We start from the raw sequence: 26,624 nt of genomic DNA, 5'->3' as shown, positions 1-26,624 counted from the left end.
GGTGGCGGGTCTAGGCCGGCCCGCCGGTGAGTGCGGACAGCCCGCCGGTGGGCAGATGGATCCAGCCCTCGGTCCGTGCGGCCCGGGCGTGCGCGGCGTCGGGACGGATGGTCGCGCCGAGGGCCACGGCCCGCGCGGTAAGGGACGCGATGACGGCGTCGAACATGTCGTCCGAACCGGCCAGCTGCTCCCCGTGCCCGGCAAGATCCAGCCACGGGGCGGCCTGCCTGAGCCCGCGGAGGAGATCGCCCAGCCGCTGCGTTTCCGCGCCGCCGCGCCCCTTGTAGCCGCGGGCCAGCAGGCCCCAGGACTTCAGTGACGCTGCCGGGTAGACCTCGGCCAGCCGGCCGCTGCCGTCCCGCGCCTGGGGACCGTGCTCCACGGCGATCTTGGCCTGGATGACGGCGCAGCGCATCGCCGGGTGCGCCAGCCGGTCGGCTGAGACGCTGAGCGGGATCAACCCGGTCCGGGCGGTGACGAAGCGGTCGGTGTCCCGGTAGGCCAGCAGCCGGCGGCCTTCGATTCCGTCGTGGTCAAGCACGGGGTGCGGATCCCCGGCCAGGTGCCCGGCAATGAAGGGCAGGAAGGCGTCCGGCCAGCCCACGGGGCAGTCGATCCCGGCCAGATCCGCAGCGCCAAAGAGCCGGACGATTTCGTCGTCGTCGACGTCGAGCGCCAGGTGCGCCAGGCGGGCGGTGCCATTGTTCCATTCGACGACGGCGGCCGCCGTCTTCTTCGTGGCCGCCGCGAGGTCGACGCCGAGGGTCAACATCCGCTGCCCGCCCGGGGGCTCAGCGAGGTGGACATGGCATCAACCTTTCCTGTGGCTCAAAGAGCGCGGTACCAGAACGCGCCGGGGATCCCGCCACGGCTCTCCAGACCCTTTCCCGAGGCAAAGCGGGCCCACACGGCACGCAGGGCCCGGCCCTGGGCGTTGATCTCCTCCCAGCTGGCGCCGGCGACCAGCCCCACACCTTCCCAGGTCCGCCGGTCGCCGAACAGCAGCGGTAGGTCCACGGTGTGTGCCGCCCCGTAGAAGTTCCCCGGCGCGGCCCAGGACAGCACGTAGCGGTAGGCCGTGCCGCCTGCCCGGGTGTGGCGGCGGGCGAACCGCCTGGCGGAACGGCCGTACACCGCCTCGGTCACTGCCCAGTTGATGGCCTTGACGACGGCGGTCCCGAGCACGGGGACCTTGGCCAGGCGGCTGACCGCCGGGTTGCGCGGCAGGAACATCCGGGCTTCCTCGGAGGTGTGCCCGATCAGGACCTCGATCCCGGGTGCCGTGGCGTTCCAGGCGGCCTCAATGCCGGACTCCGGCGGCAGGGGCGCATGCCCGTACTGGGTGCCGAAGGGCATGGCCGCGATCAGCCCGTACTTCCGGGCCACCTGCGACACGTGCCCCTCGATCTCCACGACTTCCATCGCGGGGGTGTCTTCGGTGACGGCCTCCGCGGCGACGCCCATGGCGCGGCTCATCTTGTCCCGGCCGCGGGTAATGCCCAGCGGCGCGCTCTGGATGATGGCGCGTTGGAACAGTGCGGGGGCCTCCGGCGTCGCCATCAGGTGGGCGACGGCGTCGCCTCCGGCAGATTGACCGAAAGCCGTGACGTTGCCCGGGTCGCCGCCGAAGGCGCCGATGTTGCGCTGCACCCAGCGGAACGCCTCGAGCTGGTCCAGCAGGCCGAGGTTGGCGGGCCGGCCGGTGCCGGTGGCCAGGTAACCGAACAGGCCCAGGCGGTACGTCACGGAGACCACGATGACGCGGTTTTCGGCGACGAGCGCCTTGGGGTCGAAGATTGCCAGGTCGCCGGAACCGGAGGTGTAGGAGCCGCCGTGCAGCCACACCATGACCGGCACGCGTTCGCCGTCGCGCAGGTCCTTCGGCATGGTGATCGAGAGCCGCTGGCAGTCCTCGCTGCCGGGGAGTTCGCCGTAGCGGGTGCCAAGAATGTCGTCCAAGAACGGGACCGGCGCCTGCGGGCAGGCGGGGGAGAGGTTCGTGGCCGCGAGGGTTTCGCTCCAGTCGGGCACACCCGCCGGGGGCTGGAAACGCGCCGCGGTGGCGTACGGAATGCCCGTGGCACGCACCACGTCGCCGTCCCGCCACCCGGAGACCGGGCCGCAGGGCGGGCTAAAGGTTGGTTCATGCATGAACCAACGATTTCACACTTTCCTGACCCACGGCTGCCAGCGGTCATCTGCGCTTAAACAGCAACGCGGGGTCACTTACCGCCCAWATCCGTCGGCCGGATCGGCGGTAAGTGACCCCGCGTTGGTGCTGCGGAGGCGTTAGTGCGTGTGCGGGACGAAGCGCTTGATCGACGCTTCGAGTTCAGCCTCGGCCGCGGCGCGATCGCCCCAGCCCTCGGCCTTGACCCACTTGCCGGGCTCCAGGTCCTTGTACCGGGTGAAGAAGTGCTCGATTTCCTTGATCAGGAATTCGCTGACGTCGCTGATCTCGTTGATGTGGTCGAAGCGCGGATCGGCCGGCACGCAGAGGACCTTGGCGTCCCCGCCGCCGTCGTCGGTCATGTTGAATACGCCGATCGGGCGGGACTCGACGATCACGCCGGGGTGCAGATCGAAGTCCTGCAGGAGCACCAGTGCGTCCAGCGGGTCGCCGTCCTCGCCCAGGGTGTTCTCGAAGAAGCCGTAGTGCGTGGGGTACTGCATGGAGGTGAACAGGACGCGGTCCAGGCGGACGCGGCCGGTCTCGTGGTCGACTTCGTACTTGACGCGCGATCCCTTGGGGATCTCGATGGTCACGTCATGCTTCATGGAATGCTCCTCGACGGATTCAGGGGGTGCGCGGCACACGTGGCGTGCAGAAAAAGCAGTGCCGGTGCCGCCGACTATTATTGAGGATATAGCGACAGGCCCTGATTTCAGGAACTAGTGGGGACATTTCGGGACTAAAGGACCAGCACCAGCATGAAACGCACAACGAGCCGTGAGGGTACGGCTCCGGCGCCCGGAAGGTTCGGGCGGATCGTCCCGATGCTGCTCCTGACCCTCCTGGTCATGGCGCTCGCCGTCCCCGCGGGCCTGGTGGTCAGTCCCGGATTCCGCGGCCCAGCCCTTCCCCCGGAACCTGCAGCGGCGGGCCCGTGGCAGCAGATGCCCGCCACCCTCAGCGCTCCCGACGGCGGCTCGGAAACCGCCGGAGGCATGCGGCCGCTCAGCGCCGATGCGCCGGTGCCGGATGCCGCCACCGTTGCCGCCCAGCTCACCGCCACGCTGAAGACCGACGGCGCCGGGTCCTTCAGCGGCCTGGTCCAGGATGCCCTCACCGGGAAGGTGCTCTTCGACCGGGCCGCCGACGAGGTCCGCGCCCCCGCTTCCAACATCAAGCTCCTCACCGCCGCCGCCGCGCTGCGCACCCTCGGCCCGGACCGGCGCTTCAGCACCAGGGTGGTGGCCGGACCCACGCCGGGCACGGTCGTCCTGACCGGCGGCGGAGACGTGCTGCTGGGTGCAAGGGAGTCCGCACCGGATGCTGTCCTGGGGCACGCCGGGCTCGCCACCCTCGCGCAGACCACGGTCCGTGCGCTGCAGAAGGCCGGCGTGGCCGGTCCAGTGACCGTCCTGCTGGACGATTCCCTCTTCAGCGGACCGTCCCTGAGCCGGGCCTGGAGCCCGGACGACGTGGCGGCCGGCGAAGTGGCGCCGCTGTTTCCGCTGGCCCTGAACTCGGCCCGCTTCGACCCCGCCGTCACCACCGGACCCCGCCCCCGCGACGCCGCCATGACGGCCGCCGAGGCCTTCGCGGACCGGCTCTCGGCCGCCGGCGCCGCCGCGGGACTCACCGTGGCGCCCGACGTCGCAAGGCTGCCGGCCGGGCGGAAGCCCGCCGCGGACGCCGGTGGACAGTCAGGCAAGCTCCTCGCCGAAGTCCAGTCCGCCACCGTCAGCCAGCAGGTGGACCTGATGCTGCGCACCTCGGACAACTACCTCACCGAGGTCATGGGCCGGATGGTGGCGGTGGCAAGCGGCAAACCCGCCAGCAACGACGGCGCCGTCGCCGCCGTACTGCAGCAGCTCGAGGAGCTGAACATCCCTTCGGGCACCCTCCGGGCCGCCGACCTGGCCGGGCTGACCCTGGAGAACAAAGTCTCGGCGCGGCAACTCTCCGCCGTGATCCGTGCCATGACCACCGGCACAGACACCCGCCTCCGCTCCGCCCTGGCCGGGTTTCCGGTGGCCGGGCTGACCGGAACACTCGGCAGCCGGTACATGGATACCAGCACTTCCCGGGGTGCGGGCCTGGTCCGCGCCAAGACCGGAACGCTCAACACGGTGATCGCACTCAGCGGCTACGTCGTGGACGCCGACGGCCGGCTGCTGGTCTTCTCCTTCATCGGCAACGGCCTGACGCCCGGCGCGGCCGGCAACAAGGCCGCCCTGGACCGGACAGCCTCGGTCCTGGCCGCCTGCGGCTGCCGCTGAGGCCGCGCCGTTTCGACGGTTCGCTGCGCACTCGACGACTCGAAACGCCTAACCCGCGGGGAACCATCTAACCGGCGGGTCCCGGCTGCCCGTTCGCCGCCCGACGAATTTAAGGCGCTTCCCCGCTCCGCTGTGATCTGATGGGGCTATGGAGTCCTCTTCGCACGAGACATCTGCCCAGGCACCAGGCCAAACACCAGCCCAGGCCCTGATCAACTGGGAGCTCGCCGCGTCCACGGCCGCGCGCCTCACCCCGGCCGGCCCCTCGCTCGGGTCCGCGGAGATCGGCGCCGCCGTCGAGAACCTGCGCCTGATGGCGGACATCTCCGTTCCGCACGTGCACGACATCACCGGCCTCGAGGCCGCCCGCGACCTGCGGGACTCCTCCGTCCTGGTGGTGGACCGCGCCTCGTGGGCCAAGGCGAACACACAGAGCTTCGCCGTGATGCTGCAGCCCGCCATCGAGAAGATGCTCGAAAGCCGGCGCGGGACCGTCAGCCCGGGCGCCGCGAGCGTCGGCGGCGCGATCACCGGCAGCCAGCTGGGCGCGATCCTGGCGTTCCTCTCCAGCAAGGTCCTCGGCCAGTACGACCCGTTCTCGGCGCTGGCCGAGAATTCCACCGCCCCCGCCGCGGGCCGGCTGCTGCTGGTGGCGCCCAACATCATCTCCGTGGAGCGCGAGCTCAACGTCGCGCCCGAGGATTTCCGGCTCTGGGTGTGCCTGCACGAACAAACCCACCGCGTGCAGTTCGCGGCCGCACCCTGGCTGCGCCACCACATGCTGGAACAAATCGAGGACCTCAGTGAACACCTGCTGGGCAACGTCGACTCGATCATGGAACGTGCCGCGGCGGCCGCGAAGGCCCTCAAGGACCGGGCCGGCTCGGGCGCCGCCCCCGGCCGCGGGGCAATCCTGGACCTCCTGCAGGACCCGGCGGAGCGGGCGGCGATCTCGCACCTGACCGCCGTCATGAGCCTGCTGGAAGGCCACGCCAACGTGGTCATGGATGCGGTGGACGCCAGCATCGTCCCCTCGGTCAAGACCATCCGGCAGCGCTTCAACGCCCGCGGCACGGACCGCGGCGCCATCGAGAAGTTCATCCGCAGCCTGCTCGGGCTGGACGCGAAGATGCGGCAGTACAGCGACGGTTCGAAGTTCGTCCGTGAAGTGGTGGACGCCGCCGGAATGCAGGGCTTCAACAAGGTCTGGGAGTCAGCCGACCACCTTCCCACCGAGCCCGAAATCCACGACTCCAAGCTGTGGCTCGAGCGGATGGGGCTCTAGTCCAGGTGCMGGCCCCAACCCACCCGGATCTCCCGGCGGCTTCCCGCGGACGACGACGGCCCGGCCGGCTGGCGCCCGTCGTCGGCAAGGCGCGGAAGATGCTGCAGGACGCCCTAGCCGACGCCGGCTACCCCGAGCGGGTGCTTGTGGCCTGCAGCGGCGGTCCGGATTCGCTGGCGCTTGCCGCCGTCGCGGCCTACTTCGCCCGCCGCGGCCACGTTGACGGCCACCCGATTTCCGTCGGCGCCGTCGTCGTGGACCACCAGCTTCAGCCTGGTTCCGCGGAGGTGGCCGCGGCGACAGCGGCGGCGCTGCGGGAGCTGGGACTCGCCCCCGTGCAGGTCAGGACCGTTGACGTCGCCCCCGCCGGGATGGGCCCGGAGGCCGCCRCGCGGGACGCCAGGCACGCCGCCCTCGAGGCCGCCGCCGACGATACCGGCGCCGCGGCGGTCCTGCTGGGCCATACCTTGGATGACCAGGCCGAACAGGTCCTGCTGGGACTGGCGCGCGGTTCCGGCACCCGCTCGCTCGCCGGGATGCGGCCGGTCCGCGGCCGCCTGCTTCGGCCGTTCCTGGGCCTGCGACGGGCCGACACCCTGGAAATCTGCGCCGTCGAAGGCCTGGATCCGTGGCACGACCCGAGCAACGAGGACCCCGCCTTCGCCCGGTCCCGGACCCGGGTGGAGGTGCTGCCGATGCTGGAGGAGAAGCTCGGACCGGGGGTTGCCGAGTCGCTGGCCCGGACGGCGGCGATCCTGCAGCTCGACGCCGACTACCTCGAGGATGTGGCCAACGACACCTTTGGCCGCCTGCAGGAGCGCTCCGGGACCGAGCTCAGCCTGCCCGAGGCCGCGCTCCGCGAACTGGCGCCGGCCGTCAGGTTCCGGGTGATCGCCAAGGCCGCCGCCGCCGTCGGGGGTCAACAGCCCAGCTACCAGCGGCTGCTGGCCGCCGAAGCGCTGCTTCGCCGGCAGGGATCCGCGGGACCCGTGGAGCTGCCCGGCGGCGTGAGCGTCTACCGGCTCTCCCTCGCCCAGCTGCTCGCGGCCGGGCAGTCCGCCCCCGCCGGCGTTCCCCGTGAGGGCGCCCGCTGTGGGAAGCTTGTATTCCGGCCTCAAAAACCGCCCCAAGAATAGTCGCACCCGCATCTACACAGGAGCCATTGGTGGATTCAAACGACGTCCAGGCAGACCTCAAGCACGTTCTCTACTCCAAGGAGCAGATCCAGACCCGGATCACTGAACTCGCTGCCCAGATCGACAAGGACTACGAAGGCCGCGATCTGCTGATCGTTGGTGTGCTCAAGGGTGCGGTCATGGTCATGGCCGACCTGGCCCGTGCGCTGCACAGCCACGTCTCGATGGACTGGATGGCCGTCTCCTCCTACGGCTCCGGCACGCAGTCCTCCGGCGTGGTCCGCATCCTCAAGGACCTCGACACCGACCTGATGGGCAAGGACGTCCTGATCGTCGAAGACATCATCGACTCCGGCCTCACGCTTTCCTGGCTGAAGACCAACCTGGAGTCCCGCGGCCCCGCCTCGGTGGAGATCTGCACCGCGTTCCGCAAGCCCACCGCCGCCAAGGTCCAGATCGACGTCAAGTACGTCGGCTATGACATCCCCAACGAATTCGTCGTCGGCTACGGCCTGGACTACGCCGAGAAGTACCGCAACCTGGACTTCGTCGGCACCCTGGCGCCGCACGTCTACGAGTAACCCGGAGACCGCACCGGCAGCTTCCCTCCGGCTCGACGCTGTGCCTGGGCTGCCCCCGCACAGGCCCCCGCTACGCCGACAGGGAACTTTTAGCCCTGACCGTGCGTGAGTTACTGCGACGGTGTATAGCTATAACCTGACGCAGCACCACACGCGCGCAGATCGGTCGCCGTGCAGCACTACCAGGAGGGACGGGGCCAGCCCCCGATCAGATGAAAGCTAAGAGTTTCTTCAAGGGCCCGGGCATCTGGATTGTCGTTGTTATCGGCATGCTCCTGCTGGCCTTTGCCACCCTGGCCCCGGGCGGCTCCGTCCGGATCGACACGGACCGGGGCCTGGCCCTGCTGGCCGACAGCGACAAGGTCGAGCAGGCCAAGATTTTCGACGCCGAGAACCGCGTGGACCTGGTCCTGAAAAACGACATCCAGATTGACGGCCAGGACAAGGGCAAGAACGTCCAGTTCTACTACGTCAACGCCCGCGCGGCGGACGTCGTCAAGGCCGTAACGGCTGCCAAGCCGCCGAGCGGCTTCACCGACCAGCCGGTCGAAAGCAACTGGTTCTCCGGCCTGTTCTCCCTGCTGGTCCCGGTGCTGCTGCTGGGTGTGCTCTTCTGGTTCCTGCTCTCCCGGATGCAGGGCGGCGGCTCCAAGGTCATGCAGTTCGGCAAGTCCAAAGCCAAGATGGTCAACAAGGACATGCCGCAGGTGACCTTCAGCGACGTCGCCGGCGCCGACGAAGCCGTCGAGGAACTCGAAGAGATCAAGGAATTCCTCCAGGAACCCGCCAAGTTCCAGGCCGTGGGCGCCAAGATCCCCAAGGGCGTGCTGCTGTACGGCCCTCCCGGTACCGGCAAGACCCTCCTGGCCCGCGCGGTCGCCGGCGAGGCCGGCGTTCCCTTCTTCTCCATCTCCGGTTCCGACTTCGTTGAAATGTTCGTCGGCGTCGGCGCCTCCCGCGTCCGCGACCTGTTCGAACAGGCCAAGGCCAACGCGCCGGCCATCATCTTCGTGGACGAGATCGACGCCGTCGGCCGGCACCGCGGCGCCGGCATCGGCGGCGGCAACGACGAGCGCGAGCAGACCCTCAACCAGCTGCTGGTTGAAATGGACGGCTTCGACGTCAAGACCAACGTCATCCTGATCGCGGCCACCAACCGCCCCGACGTGCTCGACCCGGCCCTGCTCCGGCCGGGCCGCTTCGACCGCCAGATTTCGGTCGAGGCCCCGGACCTGATCGGCCGCGACCAGATCCTGAAGGTGCACGCGAAGGGCAAGCCGATGGCTCCCGGCGTCGACCTCAAGGCCGTCGCGAAGAAAACCCCCGGCTACACCGGCGCGGACCTCGCGAACGTGCTCAACGAAGCCGCGCTGCTGACGGCCCGCTCCAATGCCAACCTGATCGATGACCGCGCGCTCGACGAGGCAATCGACCGGGTGATGGCCGGTCCGCAGAAGCGCAGCCGGGTCATGAAGGAACACGAGCGCAAGGTCACCGCGTACCACGAGGGCGGCCACGCCCTGGTGGCGGCGGCACTGCGCAACTCTGCCCCGGTCACCAAGATCACCATCCTGCCGCGCGGCCGCGCCCTGGGCTACACCATGGTGGTTCCGGAGAACGACAAGTACTCCGTGACCCGCAACGAACTGCTGGACCAGATGGCCTACGCCATGGGCGGCCGGGTGGCCGAGGAACTCGTCTTCCACGACCCCTCCACCGGTGCCTCGAACGACATCGAAAAGGCCACCGGAATCGCGCGCAAGATGGTCACCGAGTTCGGCATGAGTGAACGCGTCGGCGCCGTGCGCCTCGGACAGGGCGGCGGCGAGCCGTTCCTGGGCCGCGACGCCGGCCATGAGCGCAACTACTCGGACCAGATCGCCTACGTCGTGGACGAGGAAGTGCGCCGCCTGATCGAGGGCGCGCACGACGAGGCCTACGCGATCCTGACCGAGAACCGCGACGTCCTGGACCAGCTCGCGCTGGAACTGCTGGAACGGGAAACCCTGAACCAGAGCGAGATCGCCCAGGTCTTCACGAATATCCGCAAGCGCGATTTCCGCGAGATCTGGCTCTCCAAGGAGAGCCGGCCGATCCAGGCCGTCGGCCCGGTGGAGTCCCGCCGTGAAAAGGCCGAGCGCGAAGCCCAGGAAGAAGCCAAAGAAGCCCGGCTCGAGGAGCCGCTCGACACCCTGCCGCCGCACGCCCAGGGCGTGCCCGGACAGGAGTCCTTCCAGGACGGCGTCACGGATCTCGGGCCCGACGTCCATCCCGGCTAGGCTTCTTCTGTGACTTCCTACTTCGACGACGACGACGTTCCCGCCACCGCCGGCTCCCTCCCCACGGGAGAGCCGGCGGAGGCCGCGGGCCAGCCCGGAACCAAGGTGGACCGCCCGCGGATCCAGGCGGCGGTGCGCGAGATCCTGATCGCCATCGGCGAGGACCCGGACCGCAGCGGACTGCTGGACACCCCCAAACGGGTCGCCAAGGCCTACGCGGAGATGTTTGCCGGCCTGCACCACGACCCGGCGGAAATCCTCGCCACCACCTTCGACCTGGACCACGAAGAACTGGTACTGGTCAAGGACATCCCGTTCTACTCAACCTGCGAGCACCACCTCGTGCCGTTCCACGGGGTGGCCCACGTCGGTTACATCCCCTCGCACGACGGCAAGGTCACCGGCCTGAGCAAGCTGGCCCGGCTGGTGGACATGTTCGCCCGCCGCCCGCAGGTGCAGGAGCGGCTGACCACGCAGATCGTCGAAGCCCTCGTCACCCACCTCAAGCCGCGCGGCGCGATCGTCGTCGTCGAATGCGAACACCTTTGCATGTCGATGCGCGGCATCCGCAAGCCCGGCGCGAAAACCGTCACCAGCGCGGTCCGCGGGCAACTGCATGACCCGGCCACCCGCGCCGAAGCCATGAGCCTCATCCTTGGAAGGTAACAAAAACAGACTATGGATTCCCTAGCCGCAGCCCCTGGAACAGGACCTGCCACCTCGCCGCTGCCCGTGCTGCGCAAGCCGCGCCCGGCTGCGAGTTTCAAGGACCTGCCGACGGACCGCACGCTCGTGATGGGGATCCTGAACGTCACCCCGGATTCGTTCAGCGACGGCGGCCGGCACGCGACGGCGGACACCGCGGTCGCCGCCGGCCTGCGGATGTACTACGCCGGCGCAGACATCATCGACGTCGGCGGGGAATCCACCCGCCCCGGTGCCGCGGAGGTCAGCGTCGAGGAGGAAAAGCGGCGGGTACTGCCCGTGATCGAGGCGCTGGTCAAGGCCGGCGCCCTGGTCAGCATCGACACCACGCACGCCGCCACCGCCCAGGCCGCGCTGGCGGCCGGCGCCACGATCATCAACGACGTCTCCGGCCTCACGATCGAGCCGGAGATGGTTGAGCTGGTGGCCCGGAGCAAGGCGCCCTACATCCTCACCCACCGCCGCGGCGACGCGAGCACCATGGACTCGCTGACCGACTACGGCAACGTGGCCCGGGAGGTCGCCGCCGAGCTCGCCGGCGTGCGCGACAAACTGTACGCCGCCGGCGCCTCGCCGGAGCAAATCATCCTGGACCCCGGCCTGGGCTTCGCCAAGAACGAGGCGCAGAACTGGGAACTCCTGCAGAACCTCGACGTCCTGCAGGCCATGGGCCACAAAGTCCTGGTCGCCGCGTCCCGGAAACGGTTCCTGGGCAGCCTCCTGACCGTCGCCGGAAAGGCCGCCCCGCCCCAGGATCGGGATGCCGCCACCGCCGCCGTCACCGCCATCAGCGCCTTCCGCGGCGCCTGGGCGGTCCGCGTGCACGACGTCGGCCCCAGCCTCGACGCCGTCAAGGTCGCCGCCCGGATCGCCCCGGGTCCGCGCACCGGATCGGCGCCGGCCGTGCCCGGCAACGGCTGAGACGGCCGCCCCATGGACCGGATCACGCTAAGCGGCGTTACCGCCGTCGGGCATCACGGAGTGTTTGATTTCGAACGCCGGGACGGCCAGCCGTTTGTCGTCGACGCCGTGCTGCACCTCGACTTCAGCCAGGCCGCCGCCAGTGACGACGTGCGGGACACCGCGCATTACGGCGAAGTGGCCGAGTGCATCCGCGGCTGGATCACCGGCGCGCCGCTGAACCTGATCGAGGCCCTCGCGGTGCGGATCGCCGACGACCTGCTGCTGCGCTTCCCGGTGGCCGCCGTCGACATCACCGTGCACAAGCCCAAGGCCCCGATCGAGGTCGAGTTCGGCGATGTGTCCGTCAGCGTCCACCGGGACCGGCCATGAGCCCCCACGCAGCGCCCTACACCCGCGCCGTGATCGCGCTCGGCAGCAACCTGGGGGAGCGCAACGACACGCTCTCCGCCGCCGTCGCCGACCTCGTCGACCCGCCGGAGGTGCGGCTGCTGGCCATCTCGCCGATCGTGCAGACCAAGGCCGTAGGCGGACCGCCGGACCAGCCGGACTTCCTGAACATGGTCATCGCCGTGGAAACCTCGCTGTCCCCGGAGGAACTGCTGCGGCACTGCCACGCGGTGGAACAAAAGCACCTGCGGGTCCGTGAAGTCCGCTGGGGTCCGCGCACCCTCGACGTGGACATCATCACCTACGGCGACCTGGTGAGCTCCGACCCGGACCTGACGCTTCCGCATCCGCGCGCCGCGGAGCGTGCCTTCGTGCTCTACCCCTGGTCCCTGATCGACCCCGCGGCCGAGCTCAACGGCGAACGGGTGGGCGACCTCGCCGCCAAGGCCGCCGACTTCCCGGACCTCGCGCCGTTCGACGGCTTCGAAGACCTCAAGGGCGCGGCCGGAGCCGCGCCGGTGGAGGCCCCATGAAGCCGGTCAGCCCGCTCCTGCTCCTCGTCATTGCTGTCGCGCTCGCCGTCCTGGGCTGGCTTGCCGCCCTGATTTCCGGACGCTACAGCCTCGAGACCCCGGTGCTGCCGCTGACCGGCCTGCTCACCATGGGCGTGATCGTGGCCCTCACCCTGATCCTTGGCGTCCGTGTGCTGCGCTGGCGCAACGGCAAGAAGAAGAGAATGCTCAACCCGATCCTGGCCGCGTGGACCCTGGTCCTGGCCCAGGCCTGCGCCTACACCGGGACCGTGCTGCTGGGCTGGCACGCCGGAATTTTCCTGGACCAGCTGAGGCTATGGTCCGTGCGCAGCGGTCAGTCCATCACCTGGGAGACGCTGTCCATGGCCGGCGGCGGCCTCGTGATGGTGGTGGTGGGCCTGGTGGTGGAGCGCTTCTGCCGGATTCCTCCCGAGGACGGCGACGCCGAGGGGAGCCCCGGACTGCAGGGCAAGCGCGGCAAGCCCAAGGCTGAAGGCGAATATGCATACCGAGGCGATTGACCCGCCCGGGCTGGTCTGGCGGCGGGTGTCTCCCCGGTACGTGACCGTGCGGCTGGTGGGCTGGGCGCTGGCCAACCTGGCCGCCGTCGCGGTCCTGTCCCTGCCCCTCGTGCTGGTCCTGAACGGCGCGTGGGGCTGGCCGCCGCTGTGGCTCGCCGCCGCCGTGCCCGCCGCGGCCTTCCTGCTGGCCCTGTGGCGGCTCGTGCTCATCCCGCGACAGGTGCGGTCCATCGGTTACGCCGAACGCGAGGACGACCTGCTGATCCGCCGTGGCATCTTCTTCCAGCGCGTCCTGGTGGTCCCGTACGGGCGGATGCAGTACGTGGACATCGGGGCCGGCCCGGTGGAGCGCGGCCTCGGCCTGTGCACCCTGAAGCTTCACACCGCCTCGGCCGGCACCAGCGCGGAGATCCCCGGCCTGCCCGCGGGGGAGGGGGCGAGGCTCCGCGAACAGCTGTCCGCCCGCGGCGAGGCCCGCCTGGCCGGGCTGTGACGGCCGCCGGGGACAGCTGGCGGCGCGTGCATCCGGCATCGCCGTTCGTTCGGGGCTGGGTGGCGCTGGCCGCGATGTTCTTCTTCTTTGGCCGCGATGCCTTTGAACGCCTGCTCCAGGGCGGACCCGTCATTGACGATCGGCTCGCCGGACGGGCGCCATGGCTGCTGCTTGGCGGCGGCACGGTGCTGCTGCTGACCGTGCTCGGCTTCGTGCTGAGCTGGTACTTCACCCGGTACCAGGTGGCTGACGGGTACGTGCGGGTCAACACCGGGTTCCTGTTCAAGCAGCAGCGCCAGGCCCGGCTGGACCGGGTCCAGGCAATCGACGTCGTGCAGCCCCTGCTGGCGCGGATTTTCGGGCTCGCCGAGCTCAGGTTCGAGGTCGCCGACGCCGGCCAGTCCGCGGTGCACCTGGCCTACCTGCCCCTGGCCGAGGCCCGCCAGCTCCGCGCGACCATCCTTGCCCGTGCCTCCGGCGCCGGAGGCGGGACGCCGGCGCCGGTAACGGCGGGGCAGGATCCGGGGCAGCGGGCGGCCGTCGCCGAGGAGGCGCCGGAACATGCCGTACTCACCGTGCCGCCGCCGCGGCTGGTCGGGTCGCTGGTGCTGAGCGAGCAAAGCGTCGTCATCGTCCTCGGCGCCGTGGCCTCGGTGCTGCTCTCCGCCCTCACCGAGAACCGCAGCTTCTACTTCTATCTGGTCCCGGCAGGCCTGGGCCTGGCCGCGGCGTACTGGAACTCCTTCAACAAGGGCTTCAACTTCACCGCCGCCATTTCCCCGGACGGTATCCGGCTCCGCTACGGCCTGCTGGACACCCAGGCCCAGACCCTGCCGCCCGGGCGGATCCAGGCCGTGCGCGTCAGCCAGCCGCCGCTCTGGCGGGTCTTCGGCTGGTACCGGATGCAGGTCAACGTGGCCGGCTACGGCACCGCCGGCAGCAACGGCGAGGCCTCCGCCCGGACCACCCTGCTGCCCGTCGGAACGCTGGCGGAGGTGTTCACCATGCTGTCGCTGGTCCTGCCCGACCCCGGCACCCCGGACCCCGGGCGCGTCTTCACCGCGGGGTTGAACGGGCTGGCGCCCGCCGGCGGCGCCGGCCGTTCCGCGGCTCCGGAAGACGGCGGCTTCGTCACCACGCCGAGGCGGGCCCGCCTGCTGGCCCCGCTGGGCTGGCGGCGCAACGGCTTCACCGCCACCGACACCGCGCTGCTGATCCGCTCCGGCCGCTGGTGGCGCCACCTCGTCCTGGTCCCGCACCAGCGCACCCAGTCGATCGCGCTGCAGCAGGGCCCGCTTGCCCGGCGCTTCCGGGTGGCGGACCTGGTCCTGCACACCACCGCCGGGCCGGTCGCGCCGCGGCTGATCCAGGCCGGCCTGGACGAAGGCCGGGCCTTGCTGGACGCGCAGGCGGCCCGCGCCCGGACCGCGCGGAAACGGCAGACCAGCGAACACTGGCTCGCCCCGGCAGAGCACCTCGTACACGCACCAAAGGAAGGTCCGCAGCATGGCTAAGCCAGGACGCCTCGGCGTCGGAATCATCGGAGCCGGCAAGGTGGGGGCCGTCCTGGGGGCGGCGTTGCGCGCCGCCGAGCACGCCGTCGTCGGGGTCTCCGCCGTCTCGGACGCGAGCCGGGAGCGCGCCGAAACCCTGCTGCCCGGCGTTCCCATCCTCGAGGTGCAGGACATCGTGGAACGCGCCGAACTGGTACTGCTGGCGGTCCCGGACGACGCCCTCGGTCCGCTCGTGGAAGGGCTCGCGAAACTCGGCGCCTGGCAGCCCGGGCAGCTCGTTGCCCACACCTCCGGGCGATTCGGCGTCGGGATCCTGCGCCCGGTCCGCGCCGCGGGGGCCATCCCGCTGGCGCTGCACCCCGCCATGACCTTCACCGGCATGAGCCTTGACCTGACCCGGCTGCTGGACTGCAGCTTCGGCGTGACGGCCGACCCGGCCATGCTGCCAATCGCGCAGGCCCTCGTGGTGGAGATGGGCGCGGAGCCGGTCGCGATCGCCGAAGCTGACCGCACGCTGTACCACGCGGCCCTGGCGCACGGCTCAAACCATTTGGTCACGCTCGTGGCGCAAGCCTCCCAGCTGCTGCGCGAAGTGGGCGTCGAAGCCCCGGAACGCATGCTGGGCCCCCTGCTGCGCGCCAGCCTGGAAAACGCCCTCGCCTCGGGAGAGTCGGCGCTGACCGGTCCGGTGGCGCGCGGGGATGTGGGGACTGTCGCCGCGCACTCGGAGGCGCTGCGCGAACTCGACGGCGGCTCCGGCGGCGATATTCTTGAGGCGTACCTGGCCATGGCCCGGGCAACGGCCCGCCGTGCGGGTAGCCGCGGGCTGTTGAAGCCGGAGCAAATCGACGGCATCAGGCAGGCGCTCGAGGCCCCCGACGCCGGCGGCCCGATTCCTGAGGAAGGACCCTGAGATGGCAATCCAGTTGGTGACCACGGCTGCGCAGCTGCGCACTGAAAGCGCGCGGCTGCTCACCGAAAAGCGCGGCACCTCGCAGGGGCTCGTGCCCACGATGGGCGCCCTGCACGAGGGACATGCCCGGCTCGCACGCACCGCCGTCGCGGAAAACGACGTCGTGGTGGCCAGCATCTTCGTCAATCCGCTGCAGTTCGGCGAGGCGGTGGACCTTGACCGCTACCCGCGGACGCTTGAGGCGGATTTGGCCCTGCTCGAGGCCGAAGGAGTAGACCTCGCCTTCGCGCCGGCGGTGGAGGAGGTGTATCCCGGCGGCGAACCCCTGGTGCGGATCACTGCCGGTGTGCTGGCCGACAAGTGGGAGGGAGCCTCCCGGCCGGGGCACTTCGACGGCGCCCTGACGGTGGTGGCGAAGCTGCTGCACTACGGCCTGCCCGCCTTGGGACAGGGCACCTACCGCGCCTATTTCGGCCAAAAGGACGCCCAGCAGCTGACCCTGGTCCAGCGAATGGTGGCGGACCTGAACTTCCCGGTGGAGATCGTCCCGGTGCCGATCGTGCGGTCCCCGGACGGGCTCGCGCTCTCCAGCCGGAACCGTTTCCTCTCGGCCGAGGAACGCGAGGCCGCCCTGGTGCTCTCCCGGGCGCTGCGGCTGGTCGAGGAACGCGCCAACGCCCACGAACCCCTGGACCTGGACTCCGCCCGGGCGCTCGTGGAATCCCAGCCCCTCGTGGAGCTGGACTACTTCGACGTCGTGGACCCGCGCACCCTTGAGCCGCTCGCGGAGAACTGCCGCGAGACGCCGTTCCGCGGCGAAGGACTGGTTCTCATCGCGGCCAAGGTCGGCCCGGTCCGCCTGATCGACAACGTGCCGCTGGACTCCTAGCCCTTCCCCGTCTCGGCCATCAGCTTGAGGTTTGCCAGGGTCTGCTCCCTGGCGCGCTCCTGCAGCCGTTCCACCAGCACCCGGTCGGCGAACTTCCCGATCGCCGCGCCCGGGACGTTGTACTCGATTTCCGCGGTGACCCGGGTGCCGGTTCCCGAGGGCTCGTAGTCCCACGTCTGCCATCCCTTGAGCGGGCCGTCGAATTCGAGCCGGACGTGCTGGCCGCCGCTGGGGGTCGGCTCGTTTTCCAGGACGCGCGTGGTGACCGGGAACGGAACCCCGGCCATCAGGTAGCTGTGCTCGACGACGGTCCCCGCCCGGCCGTCGCCTTCGACCTTCTTCGGCTCGCTGAGGTTCACCCACCACGACGCCCAGTGGTAGGGGTCGACGGCGATCTCGGTGACGCGCCCGACCGGCGCGTCGATCTGGGTGTCGAGCTTGATGTGGCCCATGGATCATCCTCTCGTGGAATAAGCCGGTGGAGTAAGTCGGGGGTGCGGGCGCCCGGAGGGGAGCCTCGGCCCGTTACCAGCCAACGCCCGCCGCCGGAAAGCGGGTAGGGGACAAAGGCCCCGGGCCGAGTTTCCGTCCCGCTGCGAATCGGAATAATTTATCGCCGCCGCCGGGAATTACCGCTGCGGGGGGCGGGTTGGAATTCGTAGTGGCGACCACGTGCGCCGAAACCCACTTCAACTCCCTGAGGGAATCCCCATGCCAGCAGATGCCCCTTCCAACGTCCAGGAGAACCTGGCGCAGCCGCCCCGGACCGCAGCCCTGCCCCCGGCGCCCGTGCAGCGCGCGGAGGCACCGGCGGCCGGGCCGGAGAAGCTGTCCCGGGAGTCCGTCACCATCATCGCCACCCTGCTGGTAGCCACCTTCGTGGTGATCCTGAACGAAACCATCATGAACGTGGCCCTGCAGCGGCTGATGGTGGACCTGAGGGTCGGTGCACCCACCGTGCAGTGGCTTTCCACCGGCTTCATGCTGACGATGGCCGTGGTCATTCCCACCACGGGCTTCATCCTGCAGCGACTCTCCACCCGGGCGGTCTTCATGCTGGCGATGGGGCTGTTTTCCGCCGGCACCCTGCTGGCAGCCCTCGCACCCGGTTTCGAAATCCTGCTTCTGGCCAGAATCATCCAGGCCGGCGGCACCGCCATCATGCTTCCGCTGCTGATGACCACCATCCTGACCCTGGTGCCGGTTGCGCGCCGCGGCGCCGTGATGGGCAACGTGAGCATCGCGATCTCGGTGGCGCCCGCCATGGGCCCGACGGTCTCCGGGCTGATCCTGCAGAATTTCTCCTGGCGGTTCATGTTCGTGTTCGTGCTCCCGATCGCGTTGCTCGCGTTTGCCATCGGAGCCAGGTTCCTGCGGAACATCGGCGACAACGAGAAGACCCGGCTCGATGCGCTCTCCGTCGTCCTGACCGTCCCGGCCTTCGGCGGCGTCGTGTACGGACTGAGCCAGATCGGCGGCGGCCAGGGCGGCCCCGCCACCCCGGCCGTGGCGGCGCTCGCCGTCGGCGTCGTGGCCCTGCTCGCCTTCGTCCTGCGCCAGCTCAGGCTGCAGAAGTCAGACGCGCCGCTGCTGGATCTGCGCGCCTTCAACTTCCGGATGTTCACCGTGTCGGTGCTGCTGCTGGTGGTCGCGATGATTGCCCTGTTCGGCGCCGTGATCCTGCTGCCCCTGTACCTGCAGGAAGTCCGCGGCCTGAAGTCGCTGGAAACCGGCCTCGCCCTGTTGCCCGGCGGCCTCGCAATGGGCCTGCTGGGCCCGGTCATCGGCCGGCTTTTCGACAAGTTCGGCCCATTGCCGCTGACCGTGACGGGATCGGTCCTGATGGTGCTTTCGCTCTGGCAGTTCTCCCGGCTGGACGCCCAGACGCCGGTCGGCTGGATCATCGCGCTGCATGTGACGCTGAGCCTGGGCCTGGCGCTGCTGTTCACCCCCGCGTTCACCACGGGGCTGAACCCGTTGCCGCCGCACCTGTACTCCCACGGCTCGGCCATCATGAGCACCCTGCAGCAGGTCGCGGGCGCGGCGGGCACGGCGCTGCTGGTCTCGATCTACGCGGTCGTCTCGGCGGGGTCCGGCATCGTCGCCGGAATGCACGCGGCGTTCCTGACCGCGGCCGCCATAGCGCTCGCTGCCGTGGTGCTGTCCGTGCTGATGCGCAAGACCGAAGGCGCGGCGGGCCCGGCGGCCCACTGACCCGGCAGCTGCTAGCCGGCGAAGAACTCGCTGAGTTCGGCGATGAGCTTGTCCGGGGCCTTGTTGACGCCGTCGTGGCCCATGCCCGGCAGGATGGTGTAGCTGGAGCCCGAGAGCACGTCGTGGATCTGCCCGCAGGCCACCCCGAAGTACGCCGGGCTCTTCTCGCCCACGATGATCAGGGTCTCCAGCGGCAGCTCCAGGAATGGTTCGGCCGGCATGTCGGCGGCGATGATCGCCTTGATCTCGCGGACGCCGGTCTTCATCAGCTCGCGCAGCTGCTTGCCGACAGGTGTGCCGGCGGTGAGCTTGTTCGCGAGCGTCAGCATGGATAGCGGCATCCGGGACAGCGCGCTTCCGGTCTCGAGGCCGCGGACCAGGACGGCGAGGGCCCGGTCGTCGTCGCCCGCCGCCGTCAGGCGCTCGTACTCTGCGGTCCAGTCCGCCGTGACGCTGTGGTTCACCGAAACGGCCGGGTCGTAGACGGCGAGGCGTTCCACCGGCAGGGTGCGTGCGGCATGCAGCGCCACCGCGCCGCCGAAGCTGTGCCCGAAGACGTCGGTACTGGCGGTGTGCTTCATCACGGCGTCCAGGTCGCGGATGTCCACGTCCAGGGTGTAGTCCTCCGGCTGCGGCGAGGACGAGCCGCGGCCGCGGCGGTTGAAGGTGTGGACCGGCCGGCCCAGCGCGGCGCTGAGCTTCTGCGCGAAACGGGTGTAGTCGGCCGCCGTCACCATCGAAGCCGGCACGACGACGACGCCGGAACCCGCCGCGGCAAGCTCCGCGCCCGTGCTGAAAAGCTCAAGGGTTCCGCCGTCGGGGGTTTTGATGTTCTCGCGGGTCATGCTCCGAGCCTAGCCGAGGCGCCCGGAACCGCACAGCAGGGTGCTGTCAGCTGCCCAGCCGGCCGCCGGAGATCTCGAGGTAGCAGGAGCCGCAGAGTGACTCGTACCAGGCGTCCTGCCCGTCGATGGCCACCTGGTCGCCGTCGAACACCACCTGATCGCCGATCCGGCGGGTGTTGAAGATGGCCTTGCGGCCGCACCGGCAGATGGTCTTGAGCTCCTCGAGCGTGTGCGCGATTTCCAGGAGCCGGAGCGAGCCGGGGAAGGCGCGGGTCCGGAAGTCGGTGCGGATGCCGTAGGCGAGCACGGGAACGTTGTCCAGCACGGCGATGCGGAAAAGGTCGTCCACCTGCTCCGGCTCAAGGAATTGGGCCTCGTCCACCAGCAGGCAGGCCACGGGGGGCGTGTCCACGTGCTGCAGCAACGCGTCGGGGTCATCCCCGTGCGCGTGCGCCGCGAACAGCTTCCGGGCGGACGCCCCGGACGGGATCAGGAAGTCCACCGAGCGGGTCATGCCCAGCCGGGATACGACGTCGGCGTCACCCTTGGTGTCGATGTCCGGCTTGGCGAGCACCACCCGCTGGCCTCGCTCCTCGTAGTTGAACGCGGCCTGCAGCAGGCCCGTCGACTTGCCGGAGTTCATCGCGCCGTAACGGAAGTAGAGCTTGGCCAAGGGGGTCCTTTCGACTTAGGTCGCCCCCGATTCTAGTGCCAGAAGTCAGCGGGCCGGCCGCAGCCGCCGCCGGACCCGGAGCCGCGCCGGGACCGCGTCGCCGTCGAGCAGGAACCTGGCCGCAATCAGCGCCAGCCGCCGGTTGCCGGGACGGATGGGGCCCTCGTGCAGCTGGCCCGGCACCACGGCAAACTCGATTGCCGGCACCGCCGCCGCGAGCTGCCGCCCGGTTTCGGCGAAGTAGTCCGGGCTCCACCCGCCGGTGAGCATCAGCGTGGGCATGGTGATGCCGGCAAAGTCGTCGAGCTCGGCGTCCGCGGCCAGCACCGCGCGCATCTCCTTCACGGCCGTGGGCAGCAGTTCCCGCATCTCCGCGCCCAGGCTGGTCCGGGCCGAGAGGATGCTGAGCATGCGCAGGGCGCCGAGCGGCAGCTTCGACACGGGACCGGCGGTTTCCAGCCCCTGGACCAGGTGGGCCCACGCGTGGTCCAGTTCACCGGCCGCCACCGATCGTTCCAGTTCCGGTCGCCAGCGGCTGGTCAGGTTCCCGGCGAGGGACACAGCCGCGTCGTAGGTCACCAGGCGGCGGATCGGCACGCTGCGTGCGGCCTGCAGCGCCACGAACCCGCCGTAGCTGTGCGCGAACACGTCCGTTGAGCCGGTCTGCCGCAGCACGGCGGCGAGGTCTGCAACCTCCGTGGCCGCCGAGTAGTCCGCGGGCTGCGGTGAGGACCCGGCCCGGCCGCGGCGGTTGTAACAGTGCACCGGGCGGCCCAAGAGCCGGCTCAGGCTCCGGGCGAACGAGCGGTAGAGGGCGTCCGTGACCAAGGTCCCATGTACCAGAACGATGCCGGCCGCCGCCGCAGGCGCGTCCCCGGGCGCCGCGCCGGCGGGCTCCGGGAAGTGCCCGGGCGCTGCCCCCGGGGCGGCTTCCGGCGCTGCTGCCGGGGCGCCCTCCGGGGCCTTTTCCGCGCTGGTCCGGAAGGTGTGCAGCTCGAGGTGCCCCTCGCCGTCGTCGGTCCGAATCGTCCACGTCTCCACAGCTGTGATTGTATTCCCGGTCCATTCCCGCGCCTGCCGCACCGGAGGGGGCCGGATGCCCGGTAAACTTGGGGATTGTGACTTCCCAAAACACCCCCGCCCCGAACACCGCCGAGCACTCCGACGCCAGCGAGCAGACGCTGGTCCGCATGGAAAAGCGCGCCAAGCTGATCGAACGTGGCATCGAGGCGTACCCGGTGGGAGTCGAGCGCACGCACTCACTGACGGAGATCCGCGAAAAGTACGCGCACCTCGTGGCCGACGAGACCACCGGCGACGTCGTCGGCGTGACCGGCCGCATTGTCTTCATCCGCAACACCGGTAAGCTCTGCTTCGCCACCCTCCAGGAGGGCGGCCTCGACGGCAAGGCCGTCCGGCTGCAGGTCATGCTCAGCCTGGCCAACATCGGCGAGGAAGCGCTCGCGGACTGGAAGTCCCTCGTGGACCTCGGCGACCACGTCTTCATCAAGGGCGAGGTCATCTCCTCCCGCCGCGGCGAGCTCTCCGTGATGGCCGAATCCTGGTCCATGGCGTCCAAGGCGCTGCGGCCGCTGCCTGTGCTGCACGCGGAGCTCAACGAGGAAACCCGCGTCCGCCAGCGCTATGTGGACCTGATTGTCCGCGACGAGGCCCGCGAAATGGTCTACACCCGGGCCGCGATCACGCGTTCCATCCGCGAAACCCTGCACCGCCAGGGCTACGTCGAGGTGGAGACGCCGATGCTGCAGCTGGTGCACGGCGGCGCCACGGCCCGCCCGTTCGAGACGCACATGAACGCTTTTGACCAGAAGATGACGCTGCGGATCGCCACCGAGCTGTACCTCAAGCGCACGGTGGTCGGCGGCATCGACCGTGTCTATGACATGGGCCGGGTCTTCCGCAACGAGGGCGTGGACTCGACCCACAGCCCCGAATTCACCACCCTGGAGAGCTACGAGGCCTGGGCCGACCAGTTCGTCATGGCGGACCGCATCAAGGAGATCATCCTGGACGCCGCCGACGCCGCCGGGGTGGGCCGCGTGCTGCAGACCGAGGCCGGCGAGATCAACCTCGACGGCGACTGGGCCTGGATGGCCGTGTACCCGGGACTCTCCGACTTCGTGGGCCAGGACATCACCCCGGAAACCCCCGTCGAGGAACTGCTGGCCATCGCCGCCAAGCACGAGGTCAAGGTCGACGCGGCCTGGGACGCCGAGAAGCTCGTGGTCGAGCTCTTCGGCGAGCTGGTCGAACCGACCCTGCTCAACCCGACTTTCGTCTATGACTACCCGCCCTCCGCGCAGCCGCTGGCCCGCCACCACCGCGAGGACAACCGGCTGATCGAAGCGTGGGACCTGATCATCGGCGGGATGGAGCGCGGCACCGCCTTCTCCGAACTGATCGACCCGGTCATCCAGCGCGAACGCCTCACCGAGCAGTCCCGCCGCTCCGCCGCCGGCGACGTCGAAGCCATGCAGCTGGACGAGGACTTCCTCCGCGCCCTCGAGTACGGCGCCCCGCCGATGGGCGGCATCGGACTGGGCATCGACCGGCTGGTCATGCTCTTCACCGGCGCCGGCATCCGCGAGACCATTCTCTTCCCGCTGCTGAAGCCCGAAGGCCACTGATCATGGAATACATTGCCGTCCTGCTCCCGTCCGTGGTCGTCGGGCTCATCTTCTGGTTCGCCATGAAGGCAATCTTCAATGCCGACAAATCCGAGCGCCAGGCCGAGGCCCGCGCCCAGGCGGAGGCGGCAGCCCGCGGGCCGGAGCAAAATCCCGCTCCCGGGACCGGGCATTCCCCCGAACAGCGCTAAAAGCTGGGGCTATTCCTTCCTGTGGACTTTCTTTGGAAGGGCTTTTCCGCTTTGACTCCCGGCCATAAAAGGATGGATACTTTTTTCAGATACATCCTGCTTTTCTAAATACTCGACCTTTTGAAAAGAGAGTTTTTATGGCACAGAAAGTTAAAATCATCCTTGTTGATGATCTGGATGGGGGATCCGCGGACGAAACTGTCCGGTTTGGCCTTGATGGCGTGAGTTATGAAATTGACCTGTCATCGGGCAACGCATCAGAACTCCGCTCGGCCGTCGAGCGGTACGTGGCCCACGCGCGCAAGACGTCGACCGGGCGGGCAACCCGGACTAAAGTTTCGAGCGGCCGCAATCAGGACTCGGCGCAGATTCGACAGTGGGCCCGGGACAACGGCTATGCGGTAAACAGCCGCGGCCGTATCCAAGCCGAAATTCAGGAAGCCTACCAAAAGGCAAATTCCTAGTACCTGCTTCCCGGAAGGGCGCGTCGGCTCGCCCCTTTCCTTCGACCATGCCCCTGCCCCCGCGGCGGGGGCATTGTCGTGTCCGGACGGCCGGTGCTGGCGGCAACTGTGCGTTCCCGCCCGGTTGCCTCCGGAAAATGCCTCAATAAGCCGAGGACACGCCGTGTCTTCAGGATTTGGGAAGAAGTAACCGGGCGGGAGCGCAGCCCTGACCGGGGCCGAGCCAGGGCCCCGGCCGGCCGGTATCCGTGGACCGCCGTGACGCCCGGGACCCGTCCGGGTTTCCCCCGTGGCGAACAAGCCACAAATCTCGAACTCCGCCACGTAGCATCAAAGTACGTCGTAGCTAGGAGTGTGGCGAAATGTTTGAGCGATTTACGGACCGTGCCCGTCGCGTAGTTGTGCTTGCCCAAGAAGAGGCACGCATGCTGAACCACAATTACATCGGCACCGAACACATCCTCTTGGGTCTGATCCATGAGGGTGAAGGTGTTGCCGCCAAAGCCCTCGAGTCCTTGAGCATCTCGCTCGACGGCGTCCGCGAGCAGGTTCAGGAGATCATCGGCCAGGGCCAGCAGGCCCCGTCCGGCCACATCCCCTTCACCCCGCGCGCCAAGAAGGTGCTGGAGCTCTCGCTGCGCGAAGCCCTGCAGCTGGGCCACAACTACATCGGCACCGAGCACATCCTGCTCGGCCTCATCCGCGAGGGTGAAGGTGTGGCCGCCCAGGTGCTGGTCAAGCTCGGAGCGGACCTGAACCGCGTCCGCCAGCAGGTCATCCAGCTGCTCTCCGGCTACCAGGGCAAGGAATCCGCCGGTGCCGGCGTTGGCTCCGGCCAGGCCGAAGGCACCCCCGCAGGCTCTGTCGTCCTCGACCAGTTCGGGCGCAACCTGACCCAGGCCGCACGCGAGAACAAGCTGGACCCGGTGATCGGCCGTGAGCAGGAAATGGAACGCGTCATGCAGGTCCTTTCCCGCCGCACCAAGAACAACCCGGTGCTGATCGGCGAGCCCGGCGTCGGCAAGACCGCCGTCGTCGAGGGCCTGGCCCAGGCGATCGTCCGCGGCGACGTGCCGGAGACCATCAAGGACAAGCAGCTGTACACCCTGGACCTCGGGTCCCTGGTGGCCGGCTCCCGCTACCGCGGTGACTTCGAAGAGCGCCTGAAGAAGGTGCTCAAGGAGATCCGCACCCGCGGCGACATCATCCTCTTCATCGACGAGATCCACACCCTGGTGGGTGCCGGTGCTGCCGAAGGTGCCATCGATGCGGCTTCGATCCTGAAGCCCATGCTGGCCCGCGGTGAGCTCCAGACCATCGGTGCGACCACGCTGGATGAGTACCGCAAGCACATCGAGAAGGATGCCGCCCTGGAGCGCCGCTTCCAGCCGATCCAGGTCAAGGAGCCCTCCGTCGCCGACGCGATCGAGATCCTCAAGGGCCTGCGTGACCGCTACGAGGCGCACCACCGCGTCACGATCACCGACGGCGCCCTCGCCTCGGCGGCCAGCCTCTCCGAGCGCTACATCTCGGACCGCTTCCTGCCGGACAAGGCAATCGACCTGATCGATGAAGCCGGCGCGCGGCTGCGCATCCGCCGGATGACCGCCCCGCCGGAGCTCAAGGTCATGGACGAGAAGATCGCGGCCATGAAGCTCGAGAAGGAATCCGCGATTGACGCGCAGGACTTCGAAGGCGCCGCCTCGCTGCGCGACAAGGAGCAGAAGCTCATTGCCGAGCGCGCCGAGAAGGAACGCCAATGGAAGACCGGCGGCATGGACGACATCTCCGAGGTGGATGAGGATCTCATCGCCGAGGTGCTGGCGAACTCCACCGGCATTCCGGTCTTCAAGCTGACCGAGGAAGAATCCTCGCGCCTGCTGAAGATGGAAGACGAACTGCACAAGCGCGTGGTCGGCCAGAACGAGGCCATCAGGTCCCTGTCCCAGGCGATCCGCCGTACCCGTGCAGGCCTGAAGGATCCGAAGCGTCCGGGCGGCTCGTTCATCTTCGCCGGCCCCACCGGCGTCGGCAAGACCGAACTGGCCAAGGCCCTCGCGGAGTTCCTGTTCGGCGAGGAAGACGCGCTGATCACGCTGGACATGTCCGAGTACTCGGAGAAGCACACCGTCTCGCGGCTCTTCGGTGCCCCTCCGGGCTACGTGGGCTACGAGGAAGGCGGCCAGCTGACCGAGAAGGTCCGGCGCCGGCCGTTCTCCGTGGTGCTGTTCGACGAAGTAGAGAAGGCGCACGCCGACCTCTTCAACTCGCTGCTGCAGATCCTGGAAGACGGCCGCCTGACCGACTCCCAGGGCCGCGTGGTGGACTTCAAGAACACCGTGATCATCATGACCACGAACCTCGGCACCCGGGACATCTCCAAGAGCGTCGCCACCGGCTTCCAGTCCGGGACGGACACGCAGACCGGCTACAACCGGATGCGCGCCCGGGTCACGGAGGAGCTCAAGCAGCACTTCCGCCCCGAGTTCCTGAACCGTGTTGACGACGTGGTGGTGTTCCCGCAGCTGACCCAGGACGAGATCATCGAGATCGTGGACCTGTTCGTCACCCGCCTGGAGAAGCGCCTCAAGGACAAGGACATGGGCATCGAGCTCACGCCCGCGGCCAAGGTGCTGCTGGCCACCCGCGGCTACGACCCGGCGATGGGTGCCCGGCCGCTGCGCCGCACCATCCAGCGCGAGATCGAGGACCAGCTCTCCGAGAAGATCCTCTTCGGCGAACTGCACGCCGGCGACATCGTGGTGGTGGACGTGGAAGGCGAAGGCGACGACGCGAAGTTCACCTTCGCCGGCAACGCCAAGCCGCGCATCCCGGAAATCGCTCCGAGCGTCTAGGCGCCAAGCGATAACGTTCCAAGTAAAAGGCCCCGGCCGCTTCCTTCAAGGAGGCGGCCGGGGCCTTTTTGCCGCTGGCGCCGCTTGCCGCGGGCGCTTCTTGCCGCGGGCGCTTCTATTTGACGTGG

At 69.2% G+C, this 26,624-nt stretch carries 26 protein-coding genes; 19 read left to right on the top strand and 7 right to left on the bottom strand.

The annotated features are described in order from the left end of the window. Positions 1 to 10 precede the first annotated feature (10 nt). The 3 genes from AC1DGE_RS08490 to AC1DGE_RS08480 form a co-directional block, all read right to left on the bottom strand. Positions 11 to 772 (bottom strand): DUF429 domain-containing protein, encoded by a 762-nt coding sequence (locus tag AC1DGE_RS08490; RefSeq protein WP_476908868.1) that lies wholly within the window; start codon positions 770 to 772, stop codon positions 11 to 13. A gap of 56 nt (positions 773 to 828) precedes the next feature. Beyond that, complete coding sequence (locus tag AC1DGE_RS08485) at positions 829 to 2,151, bottom strand: carboxylesterase family protein (RefSeq protein ID WP_476908869.1); 1,323 nt, start codon at positions 2,149 to 2,151, stop codon at positions 829 to 831. A gap of 138 nt (positions 2,152 to 2,289) precedes the next feature. Next, positions 2,290 to 2,778 carry an inorganic diphosphatase gene (locus AC1DGE_RS08480; RefSeq protein WP_441418149.1) on the bottom strand — a complete coding sequence of 163 codons (489 nt, stop codon included), beginning with the start codon at positions 2,776 to 2,778 and terminating at the stop codon, positions 2,290 to 2,292. 153 nt (positions 2,779 to 2,931) lie between these two features. Here AC1DGE_RS08480 and dacB point away from each other — a divergent pair, with 153 nt between their 5' ends. The 14 genes from dacB (at position 2,932) to panC (ending at position 16,606) form a co-directional block, all read left to right on the top strand. Next, the gene (gene dacB, locus AC1DGE_RS08475) at positions 2,932 to 4,446 is read left to right on the top strand and encodes a D-alanyl-D-alanine carboxypeptidase/D-alanyl-D-alanine endopeptidase (protein ID WP_476917271.1); all 1,515 of its coding nucleotides are present in this window, start codon (positions 2,932 to 2,934) and stop codon (positions 4,444 to 4,446) included. A gap of 148 nt (positions 4,447 to 4,594) precedes the next feature. After that, on the top strand, positions 4,595 to 5,731 hold the full coding sequence (locus AC1DGE_RS08470) for a zinc-dependent metalloprotease (RefSeq protein ID WP_476917270.1): 1,137 nt from the start codon (positions 4,595 to 4,597) through the stop codon (positions 5,729 to 5,731). Between the two features lie 98 nt (positions 5,732 to 5,829). Beyond that, complete coding sequence (gene tilS, locus AC1DGE_RS08465) at positions 5,830 to 6,867, top strand: tRNA lysidine(34) synthetase TilS (RefSeq protein ID WP_476917269.1); 1,038 nt, start codon at positions 5,830 to 5,832, stop codon at positions 6,865 to 6,867. Between the two features lie 29 nt (positions 6,868 to 6,896). After that, on the top strand, positions 6,897 to 7,448 hold the full coding sequence (gene hpt, locus AC1DGE_RS08460) for a hypoxanthine phosphoribosyltransferase (RefSeq protein WP_146336115.1): 552 nt from the start codon (positions 6,897 to 6,899) through the stop codon (positions 7,446 to 7,448). Between the two features lie 212 nt (positions 7,449 to 7,660). Beyond that, positions 7,661 to 9,727 (top strand): ATP-dependent zinc metalloprotease FtsH, encoded by a 2,067-nt coding sequence (gene ftsH / locus AC1DGE_RS08455; RefSeq protein ID WP_441418144.1) that lies wholly within the window; start codon positions 7,661 to 7,663, stop codon positions 9,725 to 9,727. A gap of 9 nt (positions 9,728 to 9,736) precedes the next feature. Next, entirely contained in the window at positions 9,737 to 10,393 is a 657-nt protein-coding gene (gene folE / locus AC1DGE_RS08450) for a GTP cyclohydrolase I FolE (protein ID WP_476893011.1), read from the top strand. A gap of 12 nt (positions 10,394 to 10,405) precedes the next feature. Further along, complete coding sequence (gene folP, locus AC1DGE_RS08445; RefSeq protein ID WP_476893010.1) at positions 10,406 to 11,353, top strand: dihydropteroate synthase; 948 nt, start codon at positions 10,406 to 10,408, stop codon at positions 11,351 to 11,353. 12 nt (positions 11,354 to 11,365) lie between these two features. Further along, complete coding sequence (gene folB / locus AC1DGE_RS08440) at positions 11,366 to 11,725, top strand: dihydroneopterin aldolase (protein ID WP_476893009.1); 360 nt, start codon at positions 11,366 to 11,368, stop codon at positions 11,723 to 11,725. After that, complete coding sequence (gene folK, locus AC1DGE_RS08435) at positions 11,722 to 12,276, top strand: 2-amino-4-hydroxy-6-hydroxymethyldihydropteridine diphosphokinase (protein ID WP_441418140.1); 555 nt, start codon at positions 11,722 to 11,724, stop codon at positions 12,274 to 12,276. The genes folB and folK overlap by 4 nt, the downstream gene beginning before the upstream one ends. Next, entirely contained in the window at positions 12,273 to 12,797 is a 525-nt protein-coding gene (locus tag AC1DGE_RS08430) for a DUF3180 domain-containing protein (RefSeq protein ID WP_441418139.1), read from the top strand. The genes folK and AC1DGE_RS08430 overlap by 4 nt, the downstream gene beginning before the upstream one ends. Continuing rightward, entirely contained in the window at positions 12,778 to 13,290 is a 513-nt protein-coding gene (locus AC1DGE_RS08425) for a PH domain-containing protein (RefSeq protein ID WP_476893007.1), read from the top strand. The genes AC1DGE_RS08430 and AC1DGE_RS08425 overlap by 20 nt, the downstream gene beginning before the upstream one ends. After that, entirely contained in the window at positions 13,287 to 14,804 is a 1,518-nt protein-coding gene (locus AC1DGE_RS08420; protein WP_476893006.1) for a PH domain-containing protein, read from the top strand. The genes AC1DGE_RS08425 and AC1DGE_RS08420 overlap by 4 nt, the downstream gene beginning before the upstream one ends. Beyond that, on the top strand, positions 14,797 to 15,717 hold the full coding sequence (locus AC1DGE_RS08415; protein ID WP_441418137.1) for a Rossmann-like and DUF2520 domain-containing protein: 921 nt from the start codon (positions 14,797 to 14,799) through the stop codon (positions 15,715 to 15,717). Before AC1DGE_RS08420 ends, AC1DGE_RS08415 begins: the two co-directional genes overlap by 8 nt. A gap of 1 nt (position 15,718) precedes the next feature. Then, the gene (panC, locus tag AC1DGE_RS08410) at positions 15,719 to 16,606 is read left to right on the top strand and encodes a pantoate--beta-alanine ligase (protein ID WP_476893005.1); all 888 of its coding nucleotides are present in this window, start codon (positions 15,719 to 15,721) and stop codon (positions 16,604 to 16,606) included. Here the strand turns inward: panC and AC1DGE_RS08405 are convergent. Beyond that, positions 16,603 to 17,058, bottom strand: a complete 456-nt coding sequence (locus AC1DGE_RS08405) for an SRPBCC family protein (RefSeq protein ID WP_441418135.1) — start codon at positions 17,056 to 17,058, stop codon at positions 16,603 to 16,605. The two genes, panC and AC1DGE_RS08405, sit on opposite strands and share 4 nt — an antisense overlap. Positions 17,059 to 17,317: 259 nt before the next feature. Here AC1DGE_RS08405 and AC1DGE_RS08400 point away from each other — a divergent pair, with 259 nt between their 5' ends. Continuing rightward, entirely contained in the window at positions 17,318 to 18,820 is a 1,503-nt protein-coding gene (locus AC1DGE_RS08400; protein WP_476893004.1) for an MDR family MFS transporter, read from the top strand. A gap of 11 nt (positions 18,821 to 18,831) precedes the next feature. On the opposite strand, the gene AC1DGE_RS08395 is transcribed toward AC1DGE_RS08400, so the two are convergent. From AC1DGE_RS08395 to AC1DGE_RS08385, 3 genes are read right to left on the bottom strand one after another with little or no spacing between them, the layout of a single operon-like run. Continuing rightward, a complete protein-coding gene (locus tag AC1DGE_RS08395; protein ID WP_441418133.1) occupies positions 18,832 to 19,665 on the bottom strand; it encodes an alpha/beta fold hydrolase in 834 nt (277 codons plus the stop codon). Positions 19,666 to 19,711: 46 nt separating this feature from the next. Next, a complete protein-coding gene (locus tag AC1DGE_RS08390) occupies positions 19,712 to 20,338 on the bottom strand; it encodes a thymidine kinase (RefSeq protein WP_441418132.1) in 627 nt (208 codons plus the stop codon). A gap of 45 nt (positions 20,339 to 20,383) precedes the next feature. Next, positions 20,384 to 21,379, bottom strand: coding sequence for an alpha/beta fold hydrolase (locus AC1DGE_RS08385; RefSeq protein WP_476893003.1), 996 nt, complete (start codon positions 21,377 to 21,379; stop codon positions 20,384 to 20,386). A 77-nt stretch (positions 21,380 to 21,456) separates the two neighbouring features. On the opposite strand from AC1DGE_RS08385, the gene lysS reads away from it, so the two are divergent. From lysS to AC1DGE_RS08365, 4 genes are all read left to right on the top strand, one after another. Then, positions 21,457 to 22,986 (top strand): lysine--tRNA ligase, encoded by a 1,530-nt coding sequence (gene lysS, locus AC1DGE_RS08380; RefSeq protein WP_175323910.1) that lies wholly within the window; start codon positions 21,457 to 21,459, stop codon positions 22,984 to 22,986. Positions 22,987 to 22,988: 2 nt separating this feature from the next. Then, positions 22,989 to 23,177: a hypothetical protein gene (locus AC1DGE_RS08375; RefSeq protein WP_441418130.1), complete on the top strand. Its 189-nt coding sequence runs from the start codon at positions 22,989 to 22,991 to the stop codon at positions 23,175 to 23,177. Between the two features lie 137 nt (positions 23,178 to 23,314). Continuing rightward, positions 23,315 to 23,641: a histone-like nucleoid-structuring protein Lsr2 gene (locus tag AC1DGE_RS08370; RefSeq protein WP_175323908.1), complete on the top strand. Its 327-nt coding sequence runs from the start codon at positions 23,315 to 23,317 to the stop codon at positions 23,639 to 23,641. Positions 23,642 to 24,003: 362 nt separating this feature from the next. After that, positions 24,004 to 26,496: an ATP-dependent Clp protease ATP-binding subunit gene (locus AC1DGE_RS08365; RefSeq protein ID WP_441418128.1), complete on the top strand. Its 2,493-nt coding sequence runs from the start codon at positions 24,004 to 24,006 to the stop codon at positions 26,494 to 26,496. Positions 26,497 to 26,624 lie beyond the last annotated feature (128 nt).

It is taken from the genome of Arthrobacter sp. 05N425 (assembly GCF_056397125.1).
Note: the sequence above shows the minus strand (reverse complement) of the source record. Positions and strands in the feature narration are given on the sequence as shown.

Coding starts and splice junctions, on each gene's coding strand:
- AC1DGE_RS08490 (WP_476908868.1), bottom strand. CDS start 772: ATGTTGACCCTCGGCGTCGACCTCGCGGCGGCCACGAAGAAGACGGCG.
- AC1DGE_RS08485 (WP_476908869.1), bottom strand. CDS start 2,151: ATGCATGAACCAACCTTTAGCCCGCCCTGCGGCCCGGTCTCCGGGTGG.
- AC1DGE_RS08480 (WP_441418149.1), bottom strand. CDS start 2,778: ATGAAGCATGACGTGACCATCGAGATCCCCAAGGGATCGCGCGTCAAG.
- dacB (WP_476917271.1), top strand. CDS start 2,932: ATGAAACGCACAACGAGCCGTGAGGGTACGGCTCCGGCGCCCGGAAGG.
- AC1DGE_RS08470 (WP_476917270.1), top strand. CDS start 4,595: ATGGAGTCCTCTTCGCACGAGACATCTGCCCAGGCACCAGGCCAAACA.
- ftsH (WP_441418144.1), top strand. CDS start 7,661: ATGAAAGCTAAGAGTTTCTTCAAGGGCCCGGGCATCTGGATTGTCGTT.
- folP (WP_476893010.1), top strand. CDS start 10,406: ATGGATTCCCTAGCCGCAGCCCCTGGAACAGGACCTGCCACCTCGCCG.
- folB (WP_476893009.1), top strand. CDS start 11,366: ATGGACCGGATCACGCTAAGCGGCGTTACCGCCGTCGGGCATCACGGA.
- folK (WP_441418140.1), top strand. CDS start 11,722: ATGAGCCCCCACGCAGCGCCCTACACCCGCGCCGTGATCGCGCTCGGC.
- AC1DGE_RS08430 (WP_441418139.1), top strand. CDS start 12,273: ATGAAGCCGGTCAGCCCGCTCCTGCTCCTCGTCATTGCTGTCGCGCTC.
- AC1DGE_RS08425 (WP_476893007.1), top strand. CDS start 12,778: ATGCATACCGAGGCGATTGACCCGCCCGGGCTGGTCTGGCGGCGGGTG.
- AC1DGE_RS08415 (WP_441418137.1), top strand. CDS start 14,797: ATGGCTAAGCCAGGACGCCTCGGCGTCGGAATCATCGGAGCCGGCAAG.
- panC (WP_476893005.1), top strand. CDS start 15,719: ATGGCAATCCAGTTGGTGACCACGGCTGCGCAGCTGCGCACTGAAAGC.
- AC1DGE_RS08405 (WP_441418135.1), bottom strand. CDS start 17,058: ATGGGCCACATCAAGCTCGACACCCAGATCGACGCGCCGGTCGGGCGC.
- AC1DGE_RS08400 (WP_476893004.1), top strand. CDS start 17,318: ATGCCAGCAGATGCCCCTTCCAACGTCCAGGAGAACCTGGCGCAGCCG.
- AC1DGE_RS08395 (WP_441418133.1), bottom strand. CDS start 19,665: ATGACCCGCGAGAACATCAAAACCCCCGACGGCGGAACCCTTGAGCTT.
- AC1DGE_RS08375 (WP_441418130.1), top strand. CDS start 22,989: ATGGAATACATTGCCGTCCTGCTCCCGTCCGTGGTCGTCGGGCTCATC.
- AC1DGE_RS08370 (WP_175323908.1), top strand. CDS start 23,315: ATGGCACAGAAAGTTAAAATCATCCTTGTTGATGATCTGGATGGGGGA.
- AC1DGE_RS08365 (WP_441418128.1), top strand. CDS start 24,004: ATGTTTGAGCGATTTACGGACCGTGCCCGTCGCGTAGTTGTGCTTGCC.